Raw genomic sequence first — 18,128 nt, forward strand, 5'->3', positions numbered from 1 at the left:
TGCGGTATGCCTTACAGTTTGTCGGACGAGCTGTCGGCGCAGGAGGAGGCGTGCTTGTGGGTGCTGTGCTGTCGATACCGCGTTATCCCGGCGACGTGACCCCGCAGTGGTTGTCGGCCGCGCTGTCCGGCAACGGTGTGCCCGTCGAGGTTGCCGACGTCGACGTGGTCGCGATCGGCACCGGGCAGACCGGCGCGACCTACCGGGTCACCGCCCAGTACGCGACGGATCCCGGCGACCTGCCGCAAACCTTTGTCATCAAGCTGCCCGCCCAGGACGACACCGTGCGCGACCGGGTTGTCATCGGCTACCGCAGCGAATGCGCGTTCTATTCCTCGGTGACCGATCGCGTGCAGGTGCCCACCCCGCGGTGCTTCTATTCCGAGATCACCGACGATGCAATGGATTTCGCCCTGCTGCTGGCGGATCAGGCGCCGGCGGTGCAGGGCGATCAGCTCGTCGGCTGCGGGGAAACCGAGGCGCGCCTTGCGGTTACAGCGCTGGCCGGCCTGCACGCCCCCAGCTGGTGTGATCCCGTCTGGCTCGATTTCCCGGGCATCGCGTTTGGCCGGCCGGATGAGGCCGGTGCGGGCGGCATGGGCGAGGTGGCGAAGTTGAGCGCGGACATCACCCTGGAGAAGCTGGGCGGGCGGATGAGCGCCGAAGACCGCGATACCTTCAGTGCGGCAATGGGTTTGATCGCACCCTGGTTGCTGTCCGAGTACGATCGGTTCGCCCTGCTGCACGGCGACTACCGCCTGGATAACCTGCTGTTCGATCCGGAGCGAACCAGGGTCGCCGTGGTGGACTGGCAGACGCTCGGGGTGGGTCTGCCGGCCCGGGATCTGGCGTACTTCACCGCGACCAGCCTCGATCCGCAGCTGCGTGCCGACATCGAGGAGGGGCTCGTCACCGACTATCACCGCGCGCTGACCGCCGGCGGGGTCAACGACTACGACCGCGATACCTGTTGGCGCGATTACCGCCTCGGCGTGCTGCAGGCCCCGCTGATCTCGGCGCTCGGTTTCGCGTTCGCGGCGGCCACCGAGCGCGGCGACGACATGGTGCTGACCATGCTGAGCCGCGGCTGTCGGGCGATCCGCGAGCTCGGGACGCTCGAGCTGATCGGCTGAGCGCTCAGAGGTCGCCGGTGAAGTCGGCGCTGAGCCAGCGGTCCGGGCGGATGGTGAACAACACCTCTTCGACGCCTTCCATGCTTTGGGCGAACGCGCGGCCGCCCTCCTCACCGAGGTACCGGATGGCGATCGATTCCTGCAGGTCGGCCGGGGCCGGCTTGGTGGTCTCGACGATCGAGCCCTCGACCACCACGTACTGATACGGCGGCTCCTCGCGCTGCACCACCAGCGTCACCGCCCCCGCCCGCTCGATGAGGCGAGCTTTGCGGGTCGACGCCCCGGTCATGATCCGGATGTTTCCGCCAGGGGTGTAGTCGTACCAGATCGGGACGCTGGCCGGCGGCCGGCCTTCGGTGGCGGCGACGGACAACACGGCCACGTGCTGGTCGGCGAGGAACTCTTGGCGCTCGGATTCGCTGAAAGCTCTCATGCCGAATGCCAACGTCCGGGCGACGAAGCTATTCCCGGGCGAGCGATGATCAGTACTGCGTCGACCCCTGATCGACCGGGATCTGGGCGGCGGTGACCTTCCGCGATTCGTCGCTGGCCAGCCAGCACACGGTGTCGGCGATCTCCTCCGGCTCGGCGACCCAGTCGGGCAGAAACGGCGTGAGGACGTGCGACAGCTGTGGGTTGGTCTCCATGGTCCTACCCACCGCCGTGACCATGTCCCCGGAACCCATCGGGGTGTTCACCGGACCCGGGTGCACGCTGTTGACCCGGATCGAATGCTTGCCGAGTTCCGCGGCGAAGGCCCGCGCCAGCCCGGTGACGGCGTGCTTGCTGGCGGTGTAGTGAATCATGAACGGCTGCATCTTCATACCGGCCGCGGAACTGATCAGGATGATGGACCCGCCCCGGCCGCCCTCGATGATCTTGTCCGCACCGGCCATCACGGTGTTCCAGGTGCCGGTCACATTGATGTCCATGACGTCGCGGAAGTTCTCCGGTGTGATCTCATCCCAGGCCTGCGGAGCCGCGACCCCGGCGTTGGCGACGATGACGTCCAGCCGGCCAAGCTCGGCCACGCCGTCGGCGACGGCCTTTCGCAGATTGTCGAGGTCGCGAGTGTCCACGACCGAGGCGATGATTCGGCGATTCGTGGCTTCGACCAGACGCACGGTCTCGCTCAGGTCGTCGGGAGTCGCCGGGTCGTAGGGCACGCAGGACGGGAGCTTGCCGGCGATGTCGACGGCGATGATGTCGGCGCCTTCGGAAGCCAGGCGCACCGCGTGCGCCCGGCCCTGGCCGCGGGCCGCGCCGGTAATGAATGCCACTTTTCCGGCAAGCTTGCCGCTCATAATTCTCCTTTGACGGGTATGGCCACGGTCATCGCTGCGCCGCTTTGACAAGGTTCGATCCGATGATCAACCGCTGGATCTCACTGGTGCCTTCATACAACCGCAGCAGGCGCACGTCGCGGTAAATGCGTTCGACGGCAACGCCTCTCATGTAGCCGGTGCCGCCGTGAATCTGCACCGCGAGATCCGCGACGTTGTTGGCCATCTCGGTGCAGAAAACCTTGGCGGCCGAGGGTGCGATCCGGCGATCCTCGTCGGCGACCCACAACCGGGCGGCTTCGCGCACCAGGGCACGGCCGGCCATCACCCCGGTCTGCTGGTCGGCGAGCATGCCCTGCACCAACTGAAAGCTACCGATCGGCGTCCCGCCCTGCGTCGCGGTCGCCGCGTAGGACACCGATTCGTCGAGCGCGCGTTGCGCGGCGCCCACCGCAAGGGCGGCGATGTGCACCCGGCCGCGGGCCAACGAGGTCATGGCCGCTCGGTAACCGTGGTCTTCGCTGCCGCCGACGAGCGCTTCGTCACCGACGCGGACGTCGGTGAAGTTGACGTCCGCTGTCCAAGCTCCTTCCTGGCCCATCTTGGCGTCTTTGGCGCCCACCTCGACGCCCGCGACACCCGCCGGTACCAGGAAAACGGCGATCCCCGGCCCCTTCTCGTCGGCCGGCCGGGTCCGCGCGAACACCACAAACAGGTCGGCGACCGGCGCGTTGGTGATGAAGCGCTTCTGCCCGGAGATCACCCAATCGTCACCGTCGCGACCGGCTGTGGTCCGCAAGCCCGCCGGGTTCGATCCGGCGCCGGGTTCGGTCAGGGCGAAGGAGGCGACGACGTCGCCGGATGCGATCGACTCCAGCCAGCGGGACTTCTGTTCGTCGGTGCCGAACCCGACCAGGACTTGTCCGGCGATGCCGTTGTTGGTGCCGAACATCGAGCGCAGCGCCAGCGACGTGTAGCCCAGCTCCATCGCGAGCTCGACGTCTTGCCTCAGGTCGAGGCCAAGGCCGCCCCACTCCTGGGGAATCGCGTAACCGAACAAACCCATCTTCTTGGCTTCGTCGCGCAGGTCGTCGGGGACGCGATCGCCCTCGAGGATCTCCTGCTCGCGGGGGACGACCGCGCTGCGGACGAACTGCCTTGTCTGAGCGAGGATCTCGCGGAAGTCCTCGTCGGAGACTTCCGCGACTTCGGCGGTGGCCATTAGCTCCACACTCCTCTCTGAATCCGGGGCACCCCGGTTCAGAGCAGGATCCTATATCAAATATGATATTTGCCTCAGAGTGCCCGGGTGGCGGCGACGACAGCGAAGGATGGGTGATCGGAAGTGGCGATGTTGACGGGTCAGACCGCGGTAATCACCGGCGGAGCGCAGGGGTTGGGCCTGGCCATCGCGGAGCGCTTCGTCGCCGAGGGCGCGCGGGTGGTGCTCGGCGACATCAATCTCGAGGAAACCCAGGCCGCGGCCAAGCAGTTGGGCGGTGACGAGGTGGCGGTGGCGGTTCGGTGTGACGTGACCCGGTCGTCGGAGGTCGAAACCCTGATCCAGACCGCGGTCGAGCGCTTCGGCGGCCTGGACATCATGGTCAACAACGCCGGGATCACCCGGGACGCGACGATGCGCAAGATGACCGAGGAGCAGTTCGATCAGGTCATCAACGTGCATCTGAAGGGGACGTGGAACGGCACCAGGCTGGCCGCGGCCGTCATGCGGGAGAACAAGCGCGGCGCCATCATCAACATGTCGTCGGTGTCCGGCAAGGTCGGCATGATCGGCCAGACCAACTACTCGGCGGCCAAGGCCGGCATCGTCGGCATGACCAAGGCCGCCGCCAAAGAGCTGGCCTACCTCGGCGTCCGGGTGAACGCGATCGCCCCCGGCTTGATCCGCTCCGCGATGACAGAGGCTATGCCACAGCGCATTTGGGATTCCAAGGTTGCCGAAGTGCCCTTGGGTCGGGCCGGTGAGCCCAGCGAGGTCGCCAGCGTGGCGCTGTTCCTGGCGTCCGACCTGTCGTCGTATATGACCGGCACGGTCATGGAAATCACCGGCGGCCGCCACCTATGAGCGCGATGCGCCAGGCCGTCGTCTGCGAACCCGTTCGGACCCCCATCGGCCGCTACGGCGGAATGTTCAAGGCCTGCACCGCCGTTGACCTCGGCGTCACCGCGCTCAAGGGGCTGCTACAGCGAACCGGCTTGGCGCCCGACGCCGTGCAGGACGTGATCCTCGGCCACTGCTACCCCAACAGCGATGCGCCCGCGATCGGGCGCGTGGTGGCGCTGGATTCCGGTCTGCCGGTGACGGTTCCGGGCATGCAGATCGATCGGCGGTGCGGCTCGGGCCTGCAGGCGGTGATCCAGGCGTGCCTGCAGGTGGGCGCGGGCGACAACGACCTGGTGGTCGCAGGGGGCTGCGAGAGCATGAGCAACGTCGCTTTCTACTCCACCGACATGCGCTGGGGCGGGGCCCGCACCGGTGTGCAGGTGCACGACGGGCTGGCCCGCGGACGCACGACCGCCGGCGGCCGCAACTACCCGGTGCCGGGCGGAATGCTGGAAACGGCCGAGAATCTGCGCCGCCAGTATGGTATTTCGCGCCGGGAGCAAGACGAGCTGGCGGTGCGATCCCACCAGCGTGCCGTCGCCGCGCAGAAAGACGGCGTGCTGGCCGAGGAGATCATTCCAGTCATCGTCAGGACTCGACAGGGCGACGAACTCATCGACACCGACGAACACCCGCGCGCCGACACCTCGGTCGAGTCACTGGGCAAGCTCAAACCCGTTCTCAGAGAGGATCCGGAGGCGACCGTCACCGCGGGCAACGCCAGCGGGCAGAACGACGCGGCATCGATGTGCGTGGTCACCACACCGGAGAAGGCCGACGAATACGGCCTGAAGCCGCTGGTGCGCCTGGTGTCGTGGGGCGTGGCCGGGGTCGCGCCCAACGTCATGGGCATCGGACCCGTGCCGGCGTCCGAGGTGGCGCTGGCCAAGGCGGGACTGCGGTTATCCGACATCGACCTCATCGAGCTCAACGAGGCCTTCGCCGCGCAGGCGCTTGCGGTGATGCGGGAATGGAAGTTCGGCGCCACCGATCACGAGCGCACTAACGTGCACGGGTCGGGCATCTCGCTGGGACATCCGGTCGGCGCGACGGGCGGGCGGATGCTGGCCACCCTGGCGCGCGAACTTCATCGTCGTCAGGCGCGCTACGGCCTACAGACCATGTGCATCGGCGGCGGCCAGGGTTTGGCCGCGGTCTTCGAGCGGGTCGCGGCGAAATGAGCGATCCGGGGTTACCGCTGGACGGCCTCACCGTGGTGGAGGTGTCGAGCTTCGTCGCCGCGCCACTGTGTGGCATGACGCTGAGTCAGCTTGGCGCGGAGGTGATCCGGGTCGACCCGATAGGCGGCGCGTCCGATGTCCAGCGGTGGCCGCTGGCGGCGGACGGCACCTCGATTTACTGGACCGGCCTGAACAAGGGGAAGCGGTCGGCCACCATCGATCTGCGGTCCGCGGAAGGCCACGAGCTGGTCCAGCGGCTCATCGTCGAGGGCGACGGCGTCGTCGTGACGAACGCCGCGGGCTTGTCCTGGCTCAGCCACGAAGTGCTGACGGCCAAGCGCCCCGACGTGATTCACGTTCAATTGCTCGGGCGCGGTGACGGATCCACCGGAGTGGACTACACGGTGAACGCGGGGCTGGGCTATCCGCTCGTCACCGGTCCGGCCGATCATGCCGGTCCGATCAATCACGTGCTCCCGGCCTGGGACGTGTGCTGCGGACTGTATGCCGCGCTGGCGGTCGTCACCGCCGTTCGCCACCGCGAGCGGACCGGGGCGGGGGCGCGGATCAGCCTGGCGCTGGAGGACGTCGCCCTGGCCACCGCGGGCAACCTGGGGTTGCTGACCGAGCCGCAAGTCAATGGGGCACAACGCGAACGGCTCGGCAACGCGATCTACGGCCAATACGGGCAGGACTTCACCAGCAGCGACGGGGCCAGGTTCATGGTGGTCACCCTGACCGGTCGGCACTTCCGCGACCTGCTCGCGGTGACGGGAACCGGCGCCGCGGTGTCGGCGCTCGCCGAGGCGCTGGGCGCCGATTTCGGATCCGAAGGCGACCGCTATCGCTACCGCGACGTGCTGTCGAGTCTGTTCGCCACCTGGTTCGGCGCCCACACCGCCGACGAGATCACCGCCGCGCTGGCCGACACCACGGTGCTCTTCGAGCGGTACCGCACCTTCGCCGAGGTCGCCGCGGGCCCGAAAGTCACTGACAATCCGCTGTTTTCCCGATTGCGCCAGCCCGGTCTGGGCGAATACTTCGCGCCGGGCCTGCCGGCCGCGTTCGACGACAGCCATCCGCCCAGCGCGCCGGCGCCTGCCCTGGGACAAGACACCGCCGACGTCCTTGCGCGCCTGGGGTACAGCGCCGCCGACATCGCGCGTCTGACCGACGCCAAGACCATCGCCTGCTGAGCAGCCGGAAGGGAACACAGCACATGACCAGACTCGCCCAGACCCTCGGATTGACCGAATTCCAGACCGAGATCATCGGTACGGTACGGCAATTCGTCGAGAAGGAGGTCATCCCCCAGGCGGCCGAGCTGGAACGCGCCGACACCTACCCGCAGGCGATCGTCGATCAGATGCGAGAGATGGGCCTGTTCGGTCTGACGATTCCGCAGGAATACGGCGGGCTGGGGGAGTCGCTGCTGACCTACGCGCTGTGCGTCGAGGAGCTGGCGCGCGGCTGGATGAGCGTGTCCGGCGTGCTCAATACCCACTTCATCGTGGCGTACATGCTGCGCCAGCACGGCACCGACGAACAGAAGCGGCGGTTCCTGCCGCGGATGGCCACCGGCGAGACCCGCGGCGCCTTCTCGATGTCAGAGCCGGAGCTGGGTTCCGACGTGGCCGCGATCCGTACCCGGGCCCGGCGCAACGATAACGGCACCTACACGATCGACGGCCAGAAGATGTGGCTGACCAACGGCGCCACCTCGACCCTGGTGGCCGTGCTGGTGCGCACCGACGAGGGATCGGACAAGCCGCACCGCAACCTCACCGCGTTCCTCGTGGAGAAGCCGGTTGGTTTCGGCGAAGTCGTTCCGGGCCTGCACATTCCGGGCAAGATCGACAAGTTGGGCTACAAGGGCATCGAGACGACCGAGATGATCTTCGACGGCTACCGGGCCGGGGCCGACGACGTCCTCGGTGGTGCCACCGGGCAGGGTTTTCTCCAGATGATGGACGGCATCGAGGTCGGCCGCGTCAACGTTTCGGCGCGGGCGTGCGGTGTGGGGATTCGCGCCTTCGAGCTCGCGGTGCGCTACGCCCAACAACGCCAGACCTTCGGCAAGCCGATCGCCGAGCACCAGGCCATCGCCTTCCAACTGGCCGAAATGGCGACCAAAGTGGAAGCGGCCCACCTGATGATGGTCAACGCCGCGCGCCTGAAGGATTCGGGCGAGCGCAACGACCTCGCCGCTGGGATGGCCAAATATTTGTGCAGCGAATACTGCGCCGAGGTCACCCAGCAGAGTTTCCGGATTCACGGTGGCTACGGATATTCCAAGGAATACGAGATCGAGCGGCTGATGCGCGACGCGCCATTCCTGCTGATCGGCGAGGGCACCAGCGAGATCCAGAAGAACATCATCAGTAAGCGACTGCTCGCCGAGTATCAGGTCTAGGGAGATGAGCGTTCCGGATTTCGCTGCGCGGCCTCAACTTTCGGAGGACGTCGCGCGGATCATCCGCGGACGGGTATTCGACGGCACGTACGCCGCCGGATCGTATGTCCGGCTGGACCAATTGGCCGCGGAGTTGGGCATCAGCGTCACACCGGTGCGTGAGGCGCTGTTCGCGCTGTGCGCCGAGGGACTGATCAACCAGCAGCCCCGTCGCGGCTTCGCGGTGTTGCCGGTCACCGGCCGCGACGTCACCGACGTGGCGAACGTGCAGGCGCATGTCGGTGGCGAATTGGCCGCGCGGGCGGCGATCAACATCAGTGACGACCAGCTGCACGAGCTCAAACGGATCCAGGCCCAGCTCGAAGATGCCTACGCTGGTGACGACCACGAGCGCACCGTCCGGCTGAACCACGAGTTTCACCGCGCCATCAACGTCGCGGCGGACTCGCCCAAGCTGGCTCAGCTGATGTCGCAGATCACCCGTTATGCCCCCGAGTCGGTGTTTCCCGCCATCGAAGGCTGGCCGGAGCAATCGATGCAGGACCATCGGCGGATTTTGTCCGCGCTGAAGAAGCGCGACGGCAAGCTCGCCCGCGCGGCGATGTCGGAACACCTTGCGGCCGGTGCGGTTCCGTTGATCGACCACCTGGTGGCACGCGGGGTGGTGACCGACGGCAATGCCTGACCTAGTCGCCATCTCTTGTCGCACAGCCGGGTTGGGCATACGCTGCCAGCAGGGTGGGCCACGGACGGAGAGAAAAAGATGTCCGCAATGCTTCGCGCATCGGCCCTACTCGTTGCGACCATGACGGCGATCGCCGCCGCGCCGAAGGTCGTTGCCGACCCGGTCGACCCGATCCCGGGCACTGGGGTCTTCGTCGTCGGCCCCGACATTGCGCCCGGTCTGTACCGAACGGCCGGTTCGGCGTCGGCGCTCGGGGTCTGGATCAACAACGTACCGACCCAGGACTCGATGTGCGCGTGGTTCACCTACAGCACGCCCGACGCGAACAAGGACCATGTGGTCCAGACGAACATGTCGGTGGGTCCGATGTTCGCGAACATCAACACCACGATCAAGGCTTTCGAGTCGCAGAACTGCCAGCCGTGGACGCGGGTGCCCTAGGGCTGGGCCGCTTCGATCAGCATCTTGCGCAGCCGGCGGACGTCGACCTTGCCGGTGCCGCCGCGCGGCAGGTCGTCGTCGGAGTCCAGGAGTAACCACACCGTCGGGACCTTGAAGGCGCTCAACACAGTTCGCGCGGAGGCGCGCAGCTGCTCGGCGGTCCGTGCGCGGCACACCACCGCCGCGCCGACCCGTTCGCCCGAGTCGCCCGGAACGTTGGTGACAACCGCGTTGTCGACGCCGTCGATCGTGCGCAGCGCCCGCTCAACCTCGGCGGGGTAGACGGTGGCACCGCTGACTTTGAACATGTCGTCGGATCGCCCGTGATAGAACAGGAATCCGTCTTCGTCGAGGTGCCCGAGGTCGCCGGTGGGGTAGAAGCCGTCGACGGTGAACAGGTCCTCTCGGGTGCGACCGCAGATGCCTCGCAGGGTGTGAGGTCCCCGGATCGCAATCATTCCCACGCCCTTGGTCGGGACGGGCGCGCCGCTGTCGGGGTCAACGATGCGGACGTCCATGCCCGCGAACGGCTTTCCGCAGCTTCCCCATGCGGAGGCCGGCATGTCGGTGTCCGCGGGGTAGCCGCAGTACGGCCCGAAGGCCTCGGTCATCCCGAACAGCGTCGCGCGCGCCCCGGGCTGGGCGCGTTGCTCGGGCGGCAGCAGGGCTTGCAGGCTTCCCGCCTGTAGGGCCGAGAGGTCTGCACCGACCTGTTCGGCGTGCCGCGCCAACGTCTCCGCCTGGTCCGGCCAGCCCCGAAACAGCGTGACCCGTTCGTCTTCCAACAGCCGCAGGGTGGTTTCCGGCCGCGGAATCTCCTCGGTCACCAGGGTGGCGCCGGCCAGCAGCGCGGACAGAATTCCGCTGCCGAAACCGCCCACCCAGAAGAAGGGCATCGGCAGATACAGGCGGGTCTGGGCGGTGATGCAGCGGGCCGCAAGGCCGGACTGCACGGCGCCCAGCGCGCTGCCGTGCGAGTGGATGACCCCCTTGGGCGCTCCGCTGCTGCCGGAGGTGAACATGATGGCCAACGGATCGGCGGGGGTGACGGTCGCCGTCATCGCGTCGAAAATCTTACGGGCGCCCTCACTCGCGGGAGCGGCATCCACCTGGTCGGCCGACCAGACCTGGCGCAGCGCGGGCAATTCGGATTGCCCCGCCGCCCGAAGGTCATCGAGATAGCGGTGGCTGCGGAACTCTTCGACGCTGACCAAGAATTGCACGGCGGCCGCCCGCAGCTGCGCCGCGAGTTCGCCCGCCGTCAGCAGGGTGCTCAGCGGGACCAGGACCGCGCCGATGCGGGTGAGCGCGATGGCGACCCGCACCCAACGGGTGCCATTCGGCATGATGAGCCCCACCCGGGTGCCCTTGCCCACGCCGGCTTCGACGAGGGCCGCCGCCAATTCGATGGTGGCCGAATCGAGTTCGCGGTAGGTCAGCCGAGAGGTGGGGTCGATCACGAAAGGTTTGTCGCCGTCGTGCTCGGCCCGCAACCGCACCAACCGGTCGATGATGCTAGTCATCGAACAGCTCTCTGAGACGTCGCATGTCGACCTTGCCACTGGACATCAGCGGAACCTCCGCGTTGTGCAGGGCGACGAATCGCTTGGGAACCTTATAGGCGGACAGTTCCGTCCTGAGCCGCTCCACCAGGGCGGCTTCGTCGAGCGCCGGGGCACCGTCCGCCTGGACAACCACCGCGGCGACGACCTGTCCGCGCCGGGCGTCGGGTAGGCCGAACACGTAAGCCGACGCTGCGCCGCTGACCCTGCGGATGGCCTGCTGAACTTCGGCTGCCGAGACGTTGGCGCCCGCCGTTTTGATCATCGCGCCGCGCCGGCCGGCGAAATAGACGAATCCGTCGGCATCGATGCGTACCAAGTCGCCGCTGTGGAACCAGCCGTCGGCATCGAAACACTCTTCGCGGCTGCGCTTGTAGTAGCCCTGCATCAGGTACGGCCCGCGAAGGCACAATTCGCCGACCTCGCCGGCGGGGACTTCGCTCGCGGTGTCGGGATCGATGACCTTGATCTGGAATCCCGGTGCCGGTTTTCCGAATGAGCCGCGCCGTTGCTCGGGCTGCTCGGATTCGTCATCGCCGATCAGCACGACGCCGCCGGCCTCGGTCATGCCCAGCATGTTGTGCCGCAATTCCGGGTCGGCCGGGCGGGCTTCGGGAGCCATGATCGGGTACAGATTGCCGCGCCGCATCGACGACAGATCGCGTTGCGCGAAGCTTGGGTGGTCCGCAAGGTGGGCGATCCCGGCCGTAAAGCCGTTGGTCATGGTTGGCCTTTCGGCCTCCAGCAGGTCGAGCGTCTCCCCGGCATCGGCGGCGTTGGAACACAGCAACGTCGAGCCGGCCACCAGCGTCGCGAGGAGGCCGAACGCTAGTCCACCGATCCAGAAGAACGGCGAATTGCAGAACAACTTGTCGTCGGCCGTCAAACCACGGATGAGGTTGAGATTTCGTTGATGCGCCAGCACGGCGCCGTGGGTGTGCACGACCCCTTTCGGGGCGCTGGCGGAGCCCGAGGTGTAGACGATCGTCAGCGGATCGCATTCTGCGACGTCGTCTTCCAGCGCTGTCAGAAGCGCCGGGTCGACGGAATCGGCAAGCCCGCACACGTTCTCGTACGTGACGGCGACGTGACGCAGGTGCGGTGCTGCGGCACAGAACAATCGGGAATCGAGATCGGCGCCCCCGAGCATCTCGGACAGTCGTTGCGCGTAGTCGTGAGAACGGAAGCGCGCGGCGGTCAACAAGATTTCCACATCGCTGTCGACGAGTTGCTCGCGCAGCTCGCGGGCGGTGACGAAGGTGGACAGCGGGATCACCACGGCACCGATCCGGGCCGCGGCCAGCATTCCGACGACGAACTCTGATCCGTTCGGGTAGAGCAGCCCCACATGGGTTCCTTTACCGGCGCCGAGGGCGATCAGGCCGCGGGCCAGCCCCGCCGACCGGCGCTCGGCGTCGGCATAGCCGATGCGGTCACCGTCGCACACCAGAAACGGATGATCGCCGCGCCGGCTGGCCTGATGCCGCAGGACCTGGGCGACCGTCATTAGTTCAACGGGCATGGTCGCGCCGCGCTGCGGGCTCACCGAAGAGGCCCCGGATCGCGCCGAGATCGGGCTTGCCCGACGGTGTCCGAGGGATGCCGTCGACGATCGCGATTTCGGTTGGAATCTCGTAGCGCGCCAGACGCTCTCGCAGATACTCGACCAGCGCGCCGGCGTCGGTCGATGCGTGCTCGCGCAGCTCGACGACGGCGACCGGTGTTTCGCCCAGCCGGTCGTCGGGGCAGGCGATCACGGCCGCGCCGGCCACCGCGGGGTGGCTCTCCAGTGCGGCGCGGACGTCGTCGGGCATCACCTTGAAACCACCGCGGATGATCGCCTGGTCGGCACGGCCGACGATCCACAGAAACCCGTCGGCGTCGATGCGCGCCAGATCGGTGGTCCGCATCCATGGTGTGATGGGCCCCAGTTGGCCCGGTTTGACCTCCAGCAGGCCGACCTCGTTGGGGCCCAGCGGTGTTCCGTCCTCGGCGACCACCCGCAGCCGCGCGCCCGGGTTGGCCCGGCCGACGCTGCCCCGTTTGGCCTTCCAGTACCGCTGATGGTCCGAGAGGGTCCAGCCCGCCACCCCACCGCCGAATTCGGTTGCCGCATAGGAGGTCAACACCGGAACGCCGTACTTCTCGGTGAAGGCATCGGCATCCTCGGCCGACAACGGGGCCGTGCCGCAGCTAACGGCCCGCAGGCTCGCCAGGTCGGCGCGCGGCACATCGGAGTGCAATACCGTGCGCAGCGCCGCCGGCACCAGCGACGCCGTCCGGGGCCGGTGCTTGCGCACCGCCTCGGCCCAGGCGTTCAGCTCGAATCGTTCCAGCAGCACGAACGGCCTCGCCTCGGCGATGCATTGCAGCACCCGGAATACCCCACCGATGTGCACCAACGGCGAGTTCACGATCGCGACGCCGCGGCGCAGCTCTGTCGGTGAGGCCGCTCCTTCGGCATCCGGACCGATCACGCTGCGCGCCAGCATGTCGTAGCTCAGATCGATTCGCTTGGGCGGGCCGGTCGTGCCGCTGGTCAGCATGCGGACGGCGACACCGAACCGCGGGCCGGAGTCGCCGACGCGCGGCGCGCAGATGTCGGTGTCCTCCAACCCGCCCGAAACCGCGACCACCCGCGTGCCCGCGGGCACCAGCGCGCTCAGATCGCCGGCCTCCCCGACGATCACGGGAAGCTGCAGACCCGCGACGTCGTCCTTGGTGCGCTCGTCGCCGCGAGAGGGGTTGATGACCACGACCGTCCCGCCGCCCAGCAGCACGCCCAGAAAGGCTGCCACGTGCCCCGGGCGGTTGCGCAACAGCATCCCCACTTCGGCTCCACCGGTGATCGCGGCGATGCGGCCTGCCGGCGTGGCGACCCGGGCCCAGGAAATCCATTGGCCGCCATACTCGATGGCGGGCGCGTCCGGCTGCAGGTCGAGCACGTCGGCGATGCGTTGAGCCAGCGGGTGACGCGACATCAGCGAATCTTCGGTTTGCTGGTCGCGCCCCGGCCCCCGGCGTCGTTCGCCGCGGCCAGTTCCGCGGTGCCCAGCGGGTTTCCCAGCCGGGTATAGATCAGGTTCTGCTCCATTGCCGCGCGGTACGGCTTGTCCAGCGATTCCCAGATCGCTTTCACCGTGCCGGCCGTCGCGGTCGGCGGCTTGGCGGCGATGGTCGCCGCGATCTCGTGGGCGCGGCGCCAAAGCCGATCGGCGGCGACGACCTCGGAGACCAATCCGATCCGCAGCGCGGTGTCGGCGCCCACCCGTTCGTCGTTGCCCATCAGGGCAATTCGTAACGTCTCACCCAGGCCGATGCGGCGCATCAGGCCGATCGGCTCCAATGCGCACACCAGGCCCGCCGACACGTGAGAGTCGAAGAACGTGGCGTCCTCGGAGCAGATCACCACGTCGGATTCATTGATAAAGTAGAAGGCGCCCGCGGTGCACATACCCTGAACCGCACACACCACGGGTTTCCACATCTTCTGCCATTTGGGACTCAGTGCTTCGCCGGGATCCTCGTGGTTCCAGACGTTTTCGGGCTGGCCGTACGGCGTCTTGATGTCCAGCCCGGCGCTGAACGCCCGATCGCCGGCGGCACGCAACACGACCGCATGCACCGACTCGTCGAGTTTGACCGTGCGCCACGCGCGGGCCATCTCCTCGCACATGGTGCGGTTGAACGCGTTGAGCCGTTCGGGGCGATTCAGCGTGATGGTCGCGACATGGTCGCGCGCGTCGATCTCGAGCAGAATGGTTTCGAACGTCATCGGCACTGCCAATTCGGCTTGCGCTTTTCGACGAAGGCCCGGGGGCCTTCGGCCGCGTCCTCGGTGCGCAGCACCCGCTCGCGGAAGGTCTCGGCGAGTATCTCCGCCTCGTGTAGGGGCACGTTGAGGCCCTTGAGGATCGCCTGCCGGGTGCCGCGGACGGCCAGCGGCGCATTGGAATTGACGATGTCGGCGATCTCGTGGGCGCGCTCTAGCAGGCGGTCGTGCTCCACGATCTCGCTGATCAATCCGAGCTCATAGGCGCGTTGCGCGCTCATTCGCTCGTGCTTGCCCATCAAGGCCATTCGCAGCGTGATCGAGCGGGGCAACACCCGAGACACTCGCACCAATTCGCGGCCGGCCACCAGCCCGATGCTGACGTGCGGATCGAAGAAGGTGGCCTGCTCGGATGCGACGACGATGTCGGTCGTGGTGACCCAGTCCATGCCGGCGCCACAGCAGATCCCGTTCACGGCGGTCAGCACCGGCTTGGCCATGGTGCGAAATGGCGGCGTGCCCTCCTGCGGCGCCTCCCACTGGTCGTACGTCGAGAGGTAGGGCCGCTCGTAGATCACCCTGCCGTCTTCGGGAATCTCCTTGACGTCGGCGCCGGTGCAGAACGCGCGGCCGGTGCCGGTGACGATGGTCAGCCAGACATTGTCGTCGTTTTCGGCCTCGTCGTAGGCGGCCCGCAGCTCGGTGATCATGTGCGGGCTTAGCGCATTGAGGGCGTCAGGACGATTCAGGGTGATCGTCGCGGTGTGCCCGTCGACTTCGTACTTGATGGTGTCGAACGAATTAGTGGGCATCGGTCATCCCTTCGTGCGGTGCCTGGCGCGACGCTCGAGTGTGGGGCCTATGGACGGATTTGAGGCAATTCCCGTGCATAGCACCCACACTCGGCGTCGTGGGATTGTTTCTGACCCGGTTAGCATCCACGAAAATCCGGATCCCGTCGCTGCCGGAAGGCCTCCAGGCCCTCCTTGAAATCACTTGTTCGGCAAGATAATTCGAGATTGAACAGCTCCTGGGTCAGCGACTGGCTCAGCGTCGCATGCTGGCCGAAGTTCAGGGCCTGTTTGGCCAGGCCGAGCGCGGCCGTGGGTCCGCAGGCCAGTCGGCCGACCAGCTCCTCGGCGGCGCGGTCGAGGTCGGGGTCGGCGACCGATTGGTGAATCAATCCCCAGTCGGCGGCATCCGGCGCGCCCACCTTCTCGCCGAGCAGCAGCATTCGCCGGGCCCGCGCCAGGCCGATAAGCCGCGGCAGCAGCCAGGTGGAGCCCGAGTCCGGGCTGAACCCCCGGTCGGTGAATGGCTCCCAGAACACCGCGTCGTCGGCGGCCACGGTGAAGTCGGCGGCCAGCGCCAGATTGCAACCGAATCCCACCGCCCAGCCCCGCACGCTGCACACCACCGGCAGCTGGATGCCTGCGGCGAGCTCGATCACGCGGTGAGCGGCGAGGGGAATCCGCCGCACCAGATCACCGGTGCGGGGACGTTGGCCGCCGGGGTCGTTGGCGGCCACCCAGTCGGCGCCGGCGCAGAAGTCATCGCCGGCCCCCCGGATGTGCACGGCCCGCAGCGAATCGTCGGCCGCGGCGCCCGTGAGCGCATCGACCAGAGTCCCAATCATCGACTGCGTCAACGAATTACGCCGCGATGGGCGATCAAGCGTCAACAGTAACACCGCATCGTCGCGGTGCACTGTCACCGAACCCTCGGCACCGGCCGTGTCGGCCCCCTGACTCACCGTCGAATCCGGCCTTTCTCCGCCGATACGGTTACCCATACAGTAGGCAATACGAGATACGCTGTATAAGTTAGCAAGGATACGCTGCCTGCGAAACAACCCGGGGTGAAAGAGAGAACCAATGCCGCGCCGGCGACGATGCAGAGCCGCAGCGACCAGGAGGTGGCGCCGATGACCTTGTCCGAGGGACGGGCCGCGTCGGCGTCGGCGGGCAACGGCGATGCCAGATTCGGCGAGGCGCCGCTTGCCCAGACCGTGGCCGCGGCCGCCGCCATGCGGCGCCTGAGTGCGCTGCTGGTGTCCCTCGAGCACCCACACGGCGCGGTGGACGCCATGCTGGAGAAGTTCGCCGAGTGGGAAAGCGAGCTGGCGGCCGCGGCGCCGACGGACAACGCGCCGCGCATCGGCGAGCTGCCCGACGACTCCCGCCGCGTCTACCTCAATCACGCGACCGATATCGGTGCGTACAACCCGTGCTTTCCCGAGTACCGGTTCGACCGCATCGACGCCGAGAACGCCACCGGCAGTGTCGAATTCCCGCTGGTGTACGAGGGGCCGCCGGGGCTGGTGCACGGCGGCTTCCTCGGCGTCTTCTTCGACTGCGTCATCCAGCACCACAATTGCGTCACCGGCCTGTCCGGCAAGACACGATCCCTGCTCGTGACCTTTCGCCGGCCGACCCCGGTGCTGACCGAGCTGCGCTTCGACATTGCCCGAACCCAGGGCGAAAGGGGCATCACGTCGACCGGGCGGCTGTCGCTCGACGACGAAGTCCTGTGCACCGGCGAGGTGAACACGTTGGCGTCACGGCCGGAGAAGCTTGCCGGATCGCGGTTCGGCAGGCGCCGAAAGGAGTCCGATACATGACCGCCTCGAGCACCTCTGACGATCGCGTGCTCTTCGACATCGATCCCGATCGGCGCATCGCGACCATCACGCTGAACAATCCCAAACAACGCAACTCCTACGACGCGGCCATGCGTGAGGCCGTCGCCCGGTGCCTGGATCGGGTGGCCGAGGACGACGACCTGACGGTGGTACTCCTGCGCGGCGCCGAGGGGGTGTTCTCCACCGGCGCGGACATGAACAACGCCTACGGGTGGTACGGCTCGGCGGCGGCAGGGGACCGGGCGGCCGGTGACGACCGGGCCGCGAAACGTCGCCCCAGCCAGCGACGGCGACTTACGGTGGACCGCAGGTCTTTTGGCTTTTACCACAATTTCATGGGCTTCCCGAAGGTGACGGTGGGGGAGATCGCCGGTTACGCGCTCGGTGGCGGCTTCGAGATGGCGTTGATGACCGACATCTCGGTCATCGCGCGTGACACCAAGATCGGCATGCCGGCGACCCGATTTCTGGGCCCCGCGCTCGGCAGCCTGCACATGTTCTTTCACCGGCTCGGGCCGGTGCTGGCCCGGCGGCTGCTGTTGACCGGCGACGTCATCGAGGCCGGTGACATCGAGCATTTGGGGATCTTCACCGACACCTGCGCACCCGGCGCGGTGACCGCTCGGGCGCGCTACTGGGCCGAGAAGGCGGCGAAGATGCCCGCCGACGGGGTCGTCATCGCCAAGGAGGCATTCCGACTGGTCGAGCAGTGCCAGGCGTATCAGGGCGAGGAGGCCGCCAGCTATCTGTTCCACGCGTTCGGCACCAACCTGCAGTTCGGGCCGGGCGAATTCAATTTCGTCAAGACCCGCGCGCAGCACGGCGCCAAAGAGGCGTTCCGGTTACGCGACGAGCACTTTCACGTTCCGGAACCCGAGGGCTGACAATTCTT

At 67.4% G+C, this 18,128-nt stretch carries 18 protein-coding genes; 9 read left to right on the forward strand and 9 right to left on the reverse strand.

Annotated elements, in window-relative coordinates:
• Nucleotides 1-65 precede the first annotated feature (65 nt).
• Nucleotides 66-1,133, forward strand: coding sequence for a phosphotransferase family protein (locus BST14_RS00415; protein WP_083062632.1), 1,068 nt, complete (start codon nucleotides 66-68; stop codon nucleotides 1,131-1,133).
• A gap of 4 nt (nucleotides 1,134-1,137) precedes the next feature.
• Here BST14_RS00415 and BST14_RS00420 read toward each other — a convergent pair whose 3' ends face one another.
• The 3 genes from BST14_RS00420 to BST14_RS00430 are packed head-to-tail and all read right to left on the reverse strand — an operon-like array spanning nucleotide 1,138 to nucleotide 3,638.
• On the reverse strand, nucleotides 1,138-1,566 hold the full coding sequence (locus BST14_RS00420) for a pyridoxamine 5'-phosphate oxidase family protein (RefSeq protein ID WP_083062633.1): 429 nt from the start codon (nucleotides 1,564-1,566) through the stop codon (nucleotides 1,138-1,140).
• A gap of 49 nt (nucleotides 1,567-1,615) precedes the next feature.
• Nucleotides 1,616-2,437 (reverse strand): mycofactocin-coupled SDR family oxidoreductase, encoded by an 822-nt coding sequence (locus BST14_RS00425; protein WP_083062634.1) that lies wholly within the window; start codon nucleotides 2,435-2,437, stop codon nucleotides 1,616-1,618.
• A gap of 28 nt (nucleotides 2,438-2,465) precedes the next feature.
• On the reverse strand, nucleotides 2,466-3,638 hold the full coding sequence (locus tag BST14_RS00430) for an acyl-CoA dehydrogenase family protein (protein WP_083062635.1): 1,173 nt from the start codon (nucleotides 3,636-3,638) through the stop codon (nucleotides 2,466-2,468).
• A 129-nt stretch (nucleotides 3,639-3,767) separates the two neighbouring features.
• Between BST14_RS00430 and fabG the strand changes: the two genes are divergently transcribed.
• The 6 genes from fabG (at nucleotide 3,768) to BST14_RS00460 (ending at nucleotide 9,261) form a co-directional block, all read left to right on the forward strand.
• A complete protein-coding gene (gene fabG, locus BST14_RS00435; protein WP_083062732.1) occupies nucleotides 3,768-4,502 on the forward strand; it encodes a 3-oxoacyl-ACP reductase FabG in 735 nt (244 codons plus the stop codon).
• Nucleotides 4,499-5,722, forward strand: coding sequence for an acetyl-CoA C-acetyltransferase (locus BST14_RS00440; protein WP_083062636.1), 1,224 nt, complete (start codon nucleotides 4,499-4,501; stop codon nucleotides 5,720-5,722). Before fabG ends, BST14_RS00440 begins: the two co-directional genes overlap by 4 nt.
• The gene (locus tag BST14_RS00445; protein ID WP_083062637.1) at nucleotides 5,719-6,918 is read left to right on the forward strand and encodes a CoA transferase; all 1,200 of its coding nucleotides are present in this window, start codon (nucleotides 5,719-5,721) and stop codon (nucleotides 6,916-6,918) included. Before BST14_RS00440 ends, BST14_RS00445 begins: the two co-directional genes overlap by 4 nt.
• A 23-nt stretch (nucleotides 6,919-6,941) precedes the next feature.
• The gene (locus BST14_RS00450; protein ID WP_083062638.1) at nucleotides 6,942-8,135 is read left to right on the forward strand and encodes an acyl-CoA dehydrogenase family protein; all 1,194 of its coding nucleotides are present in this window, start codon (nucleotides 6,942-6,944) and stop codon (nucleotides 8,133-8,135) included.
• Between the two features lie 4 nt (nucleotides 8,136-8,139).
• Entirely contained in the window at nucleotides 8,140-8,820 is a 681-nt protein-coding gene (locus tag BST14_RS00455; RefSeq protein ID WP_083062639.1) for a GntR family transcriptional regulator, read from the forward strand.
• Between the two features lie 78 nt (nucleotides 8,821-8,898).
• Complete coding sequence (locus BST14_RS00460) at nucleotides 8,899-9,261, forward strand: Rv1352/Rv1906c domain-containing protein (protein WP_083062640.1); 363 nt, start codon at nucleotides 8,899-8,901, stop codon at nucleotides 9,259-9,261.
• Here the strand turns inward: BST14_RS00460 and BST14_RS00465 are convergent.
• The 6 genes from BST14_RS00465 to BST14_RS00490 form a co-directional block, all read right to left on the reverse strand.
• A complete protein-coding gene (locus BST14_RS00465) occupies nucleotides 9,258-10,784 on the reverse strand; it encodes a class I adenylate-forming enzyme family protein (protein ID WP_083062641.1) in 1,527 nt (508 codons plus the stop codon). The two genes, BST14_RS00460 and BST14_RS00465, sit on opposite strands and share 4 nt — an antisense overlap.
• On the reverse strand, nucleotides 10,777-12,330 hold the full coding sequence (locus BST14_RS00470; protein WP_083062733.1) for a class I adenylate-forming enzyme family protein: 1,554 nt from the start codon (nucleotides 12,328-12,330) through the stop codon (nucleotides 10,777-10,779). The genes BST14_RS00465 and BST14_RS00470 overlap by 8 nt, the downstream gene beginning before the upstream one ends.
• A 4-nt stretch (nucleotides 12,331-12,334) precedes the next feature.
• Nucleotides 12,335-13,804, reverse strand: coding sequence for a class I adenylate-forming enzyme family protein (locus BST14_RS00475; protein WP_083062642.1), 1,470 nt, complete (start codon nucleotides 13,802-13,804; stop codon nucleotides 12,335-12,337).
• On the reverse strand, nucleotides 13,804-14,598 hold the full coding sequence (locus BST14_RS00480; protein ID WP_083062734.1) for an enoyl-CoA hydratase/isomerase family protein: 795 nt from the start codon (nucleotides 14,596-14,598) through the stop codon (nucleotides 13,804-13,806). The genes BST14_RS00475 and BST14_RS00480 overlap by 1 nt, the downstream gene beginning before the upstream one ends.
• A complete protein-coding gene (locus tag BST14_RS00485; RefSeq protein WP_083062643.1) occupies nucleotides 14,595-15,407 on the reverse strand; it encodes an enoyl-CoA hydratase/isomerase family protein in 813 nt (270 codons plus the stop codon). Before BST14_RS00485 ends, BST14_RS00480 begins: the two co-directional genes overlap by 4 nt.
• A gap of 119 nt (nucleotides 15,408-15,526) precedes the next feature.
• Nucleotides 15,527-16,348, reverse strand: a complete 822-nt coding sequence (locus tag BST14_RS00490) for an enoyl-CoA hydratase/isomerase family protein (protein WP_083062644.1) — start codon at nucleotides 16,346-16,348, stop codon at nucleotides 15,527-15,529.
• 171 nt (nucleotides 16,349-16,519) lie between these two features.
• Here BST14_RS00490 and BST14_RS00495 point away from each other — a divergent pair, with 171 nt between their 5' ends.
• Nucleotides 16,520-17,215 (forward strand): hotdog family protein, encoded by a 696-nt coding sequence (locus tag BST14_RS00495; protein WP_083062735.1) that lies wholly within the window; start codon nucleotides 16,520-16,522, stop codon nucleotides 17,213-17,215.
• Nucleotides 17,212-18,120, forward strand: a complete 909-nt coding sequence (locus BST14_RS00500) for an enoyl-CoA hydratase/isomerase family protein (protein ID WP_083062645.1) — start codon at nucleotides 17,212-17,214, stop codon at nucleotides 18,118-18,120. Before BST14_RS00495 ends, BST14_RS00500 begins: the two co-directional genes overlap by 4 nt.
• Nucleotides 18,121-18,128 lie beyond the last annotated feature (8 nt).

This window comes from Mycobacterium arosiense ATCC BAA-1401 = DSM 45069 (assembly GCF_002086125.1).
GTDB classification, from domain to species: domain Bacteria; phylum Actinomycetota; class Actinomycetes; order Mycobacteriales; family Mycobacteriaceae; genus Mycobacterium; species Mycobacterium arosiense.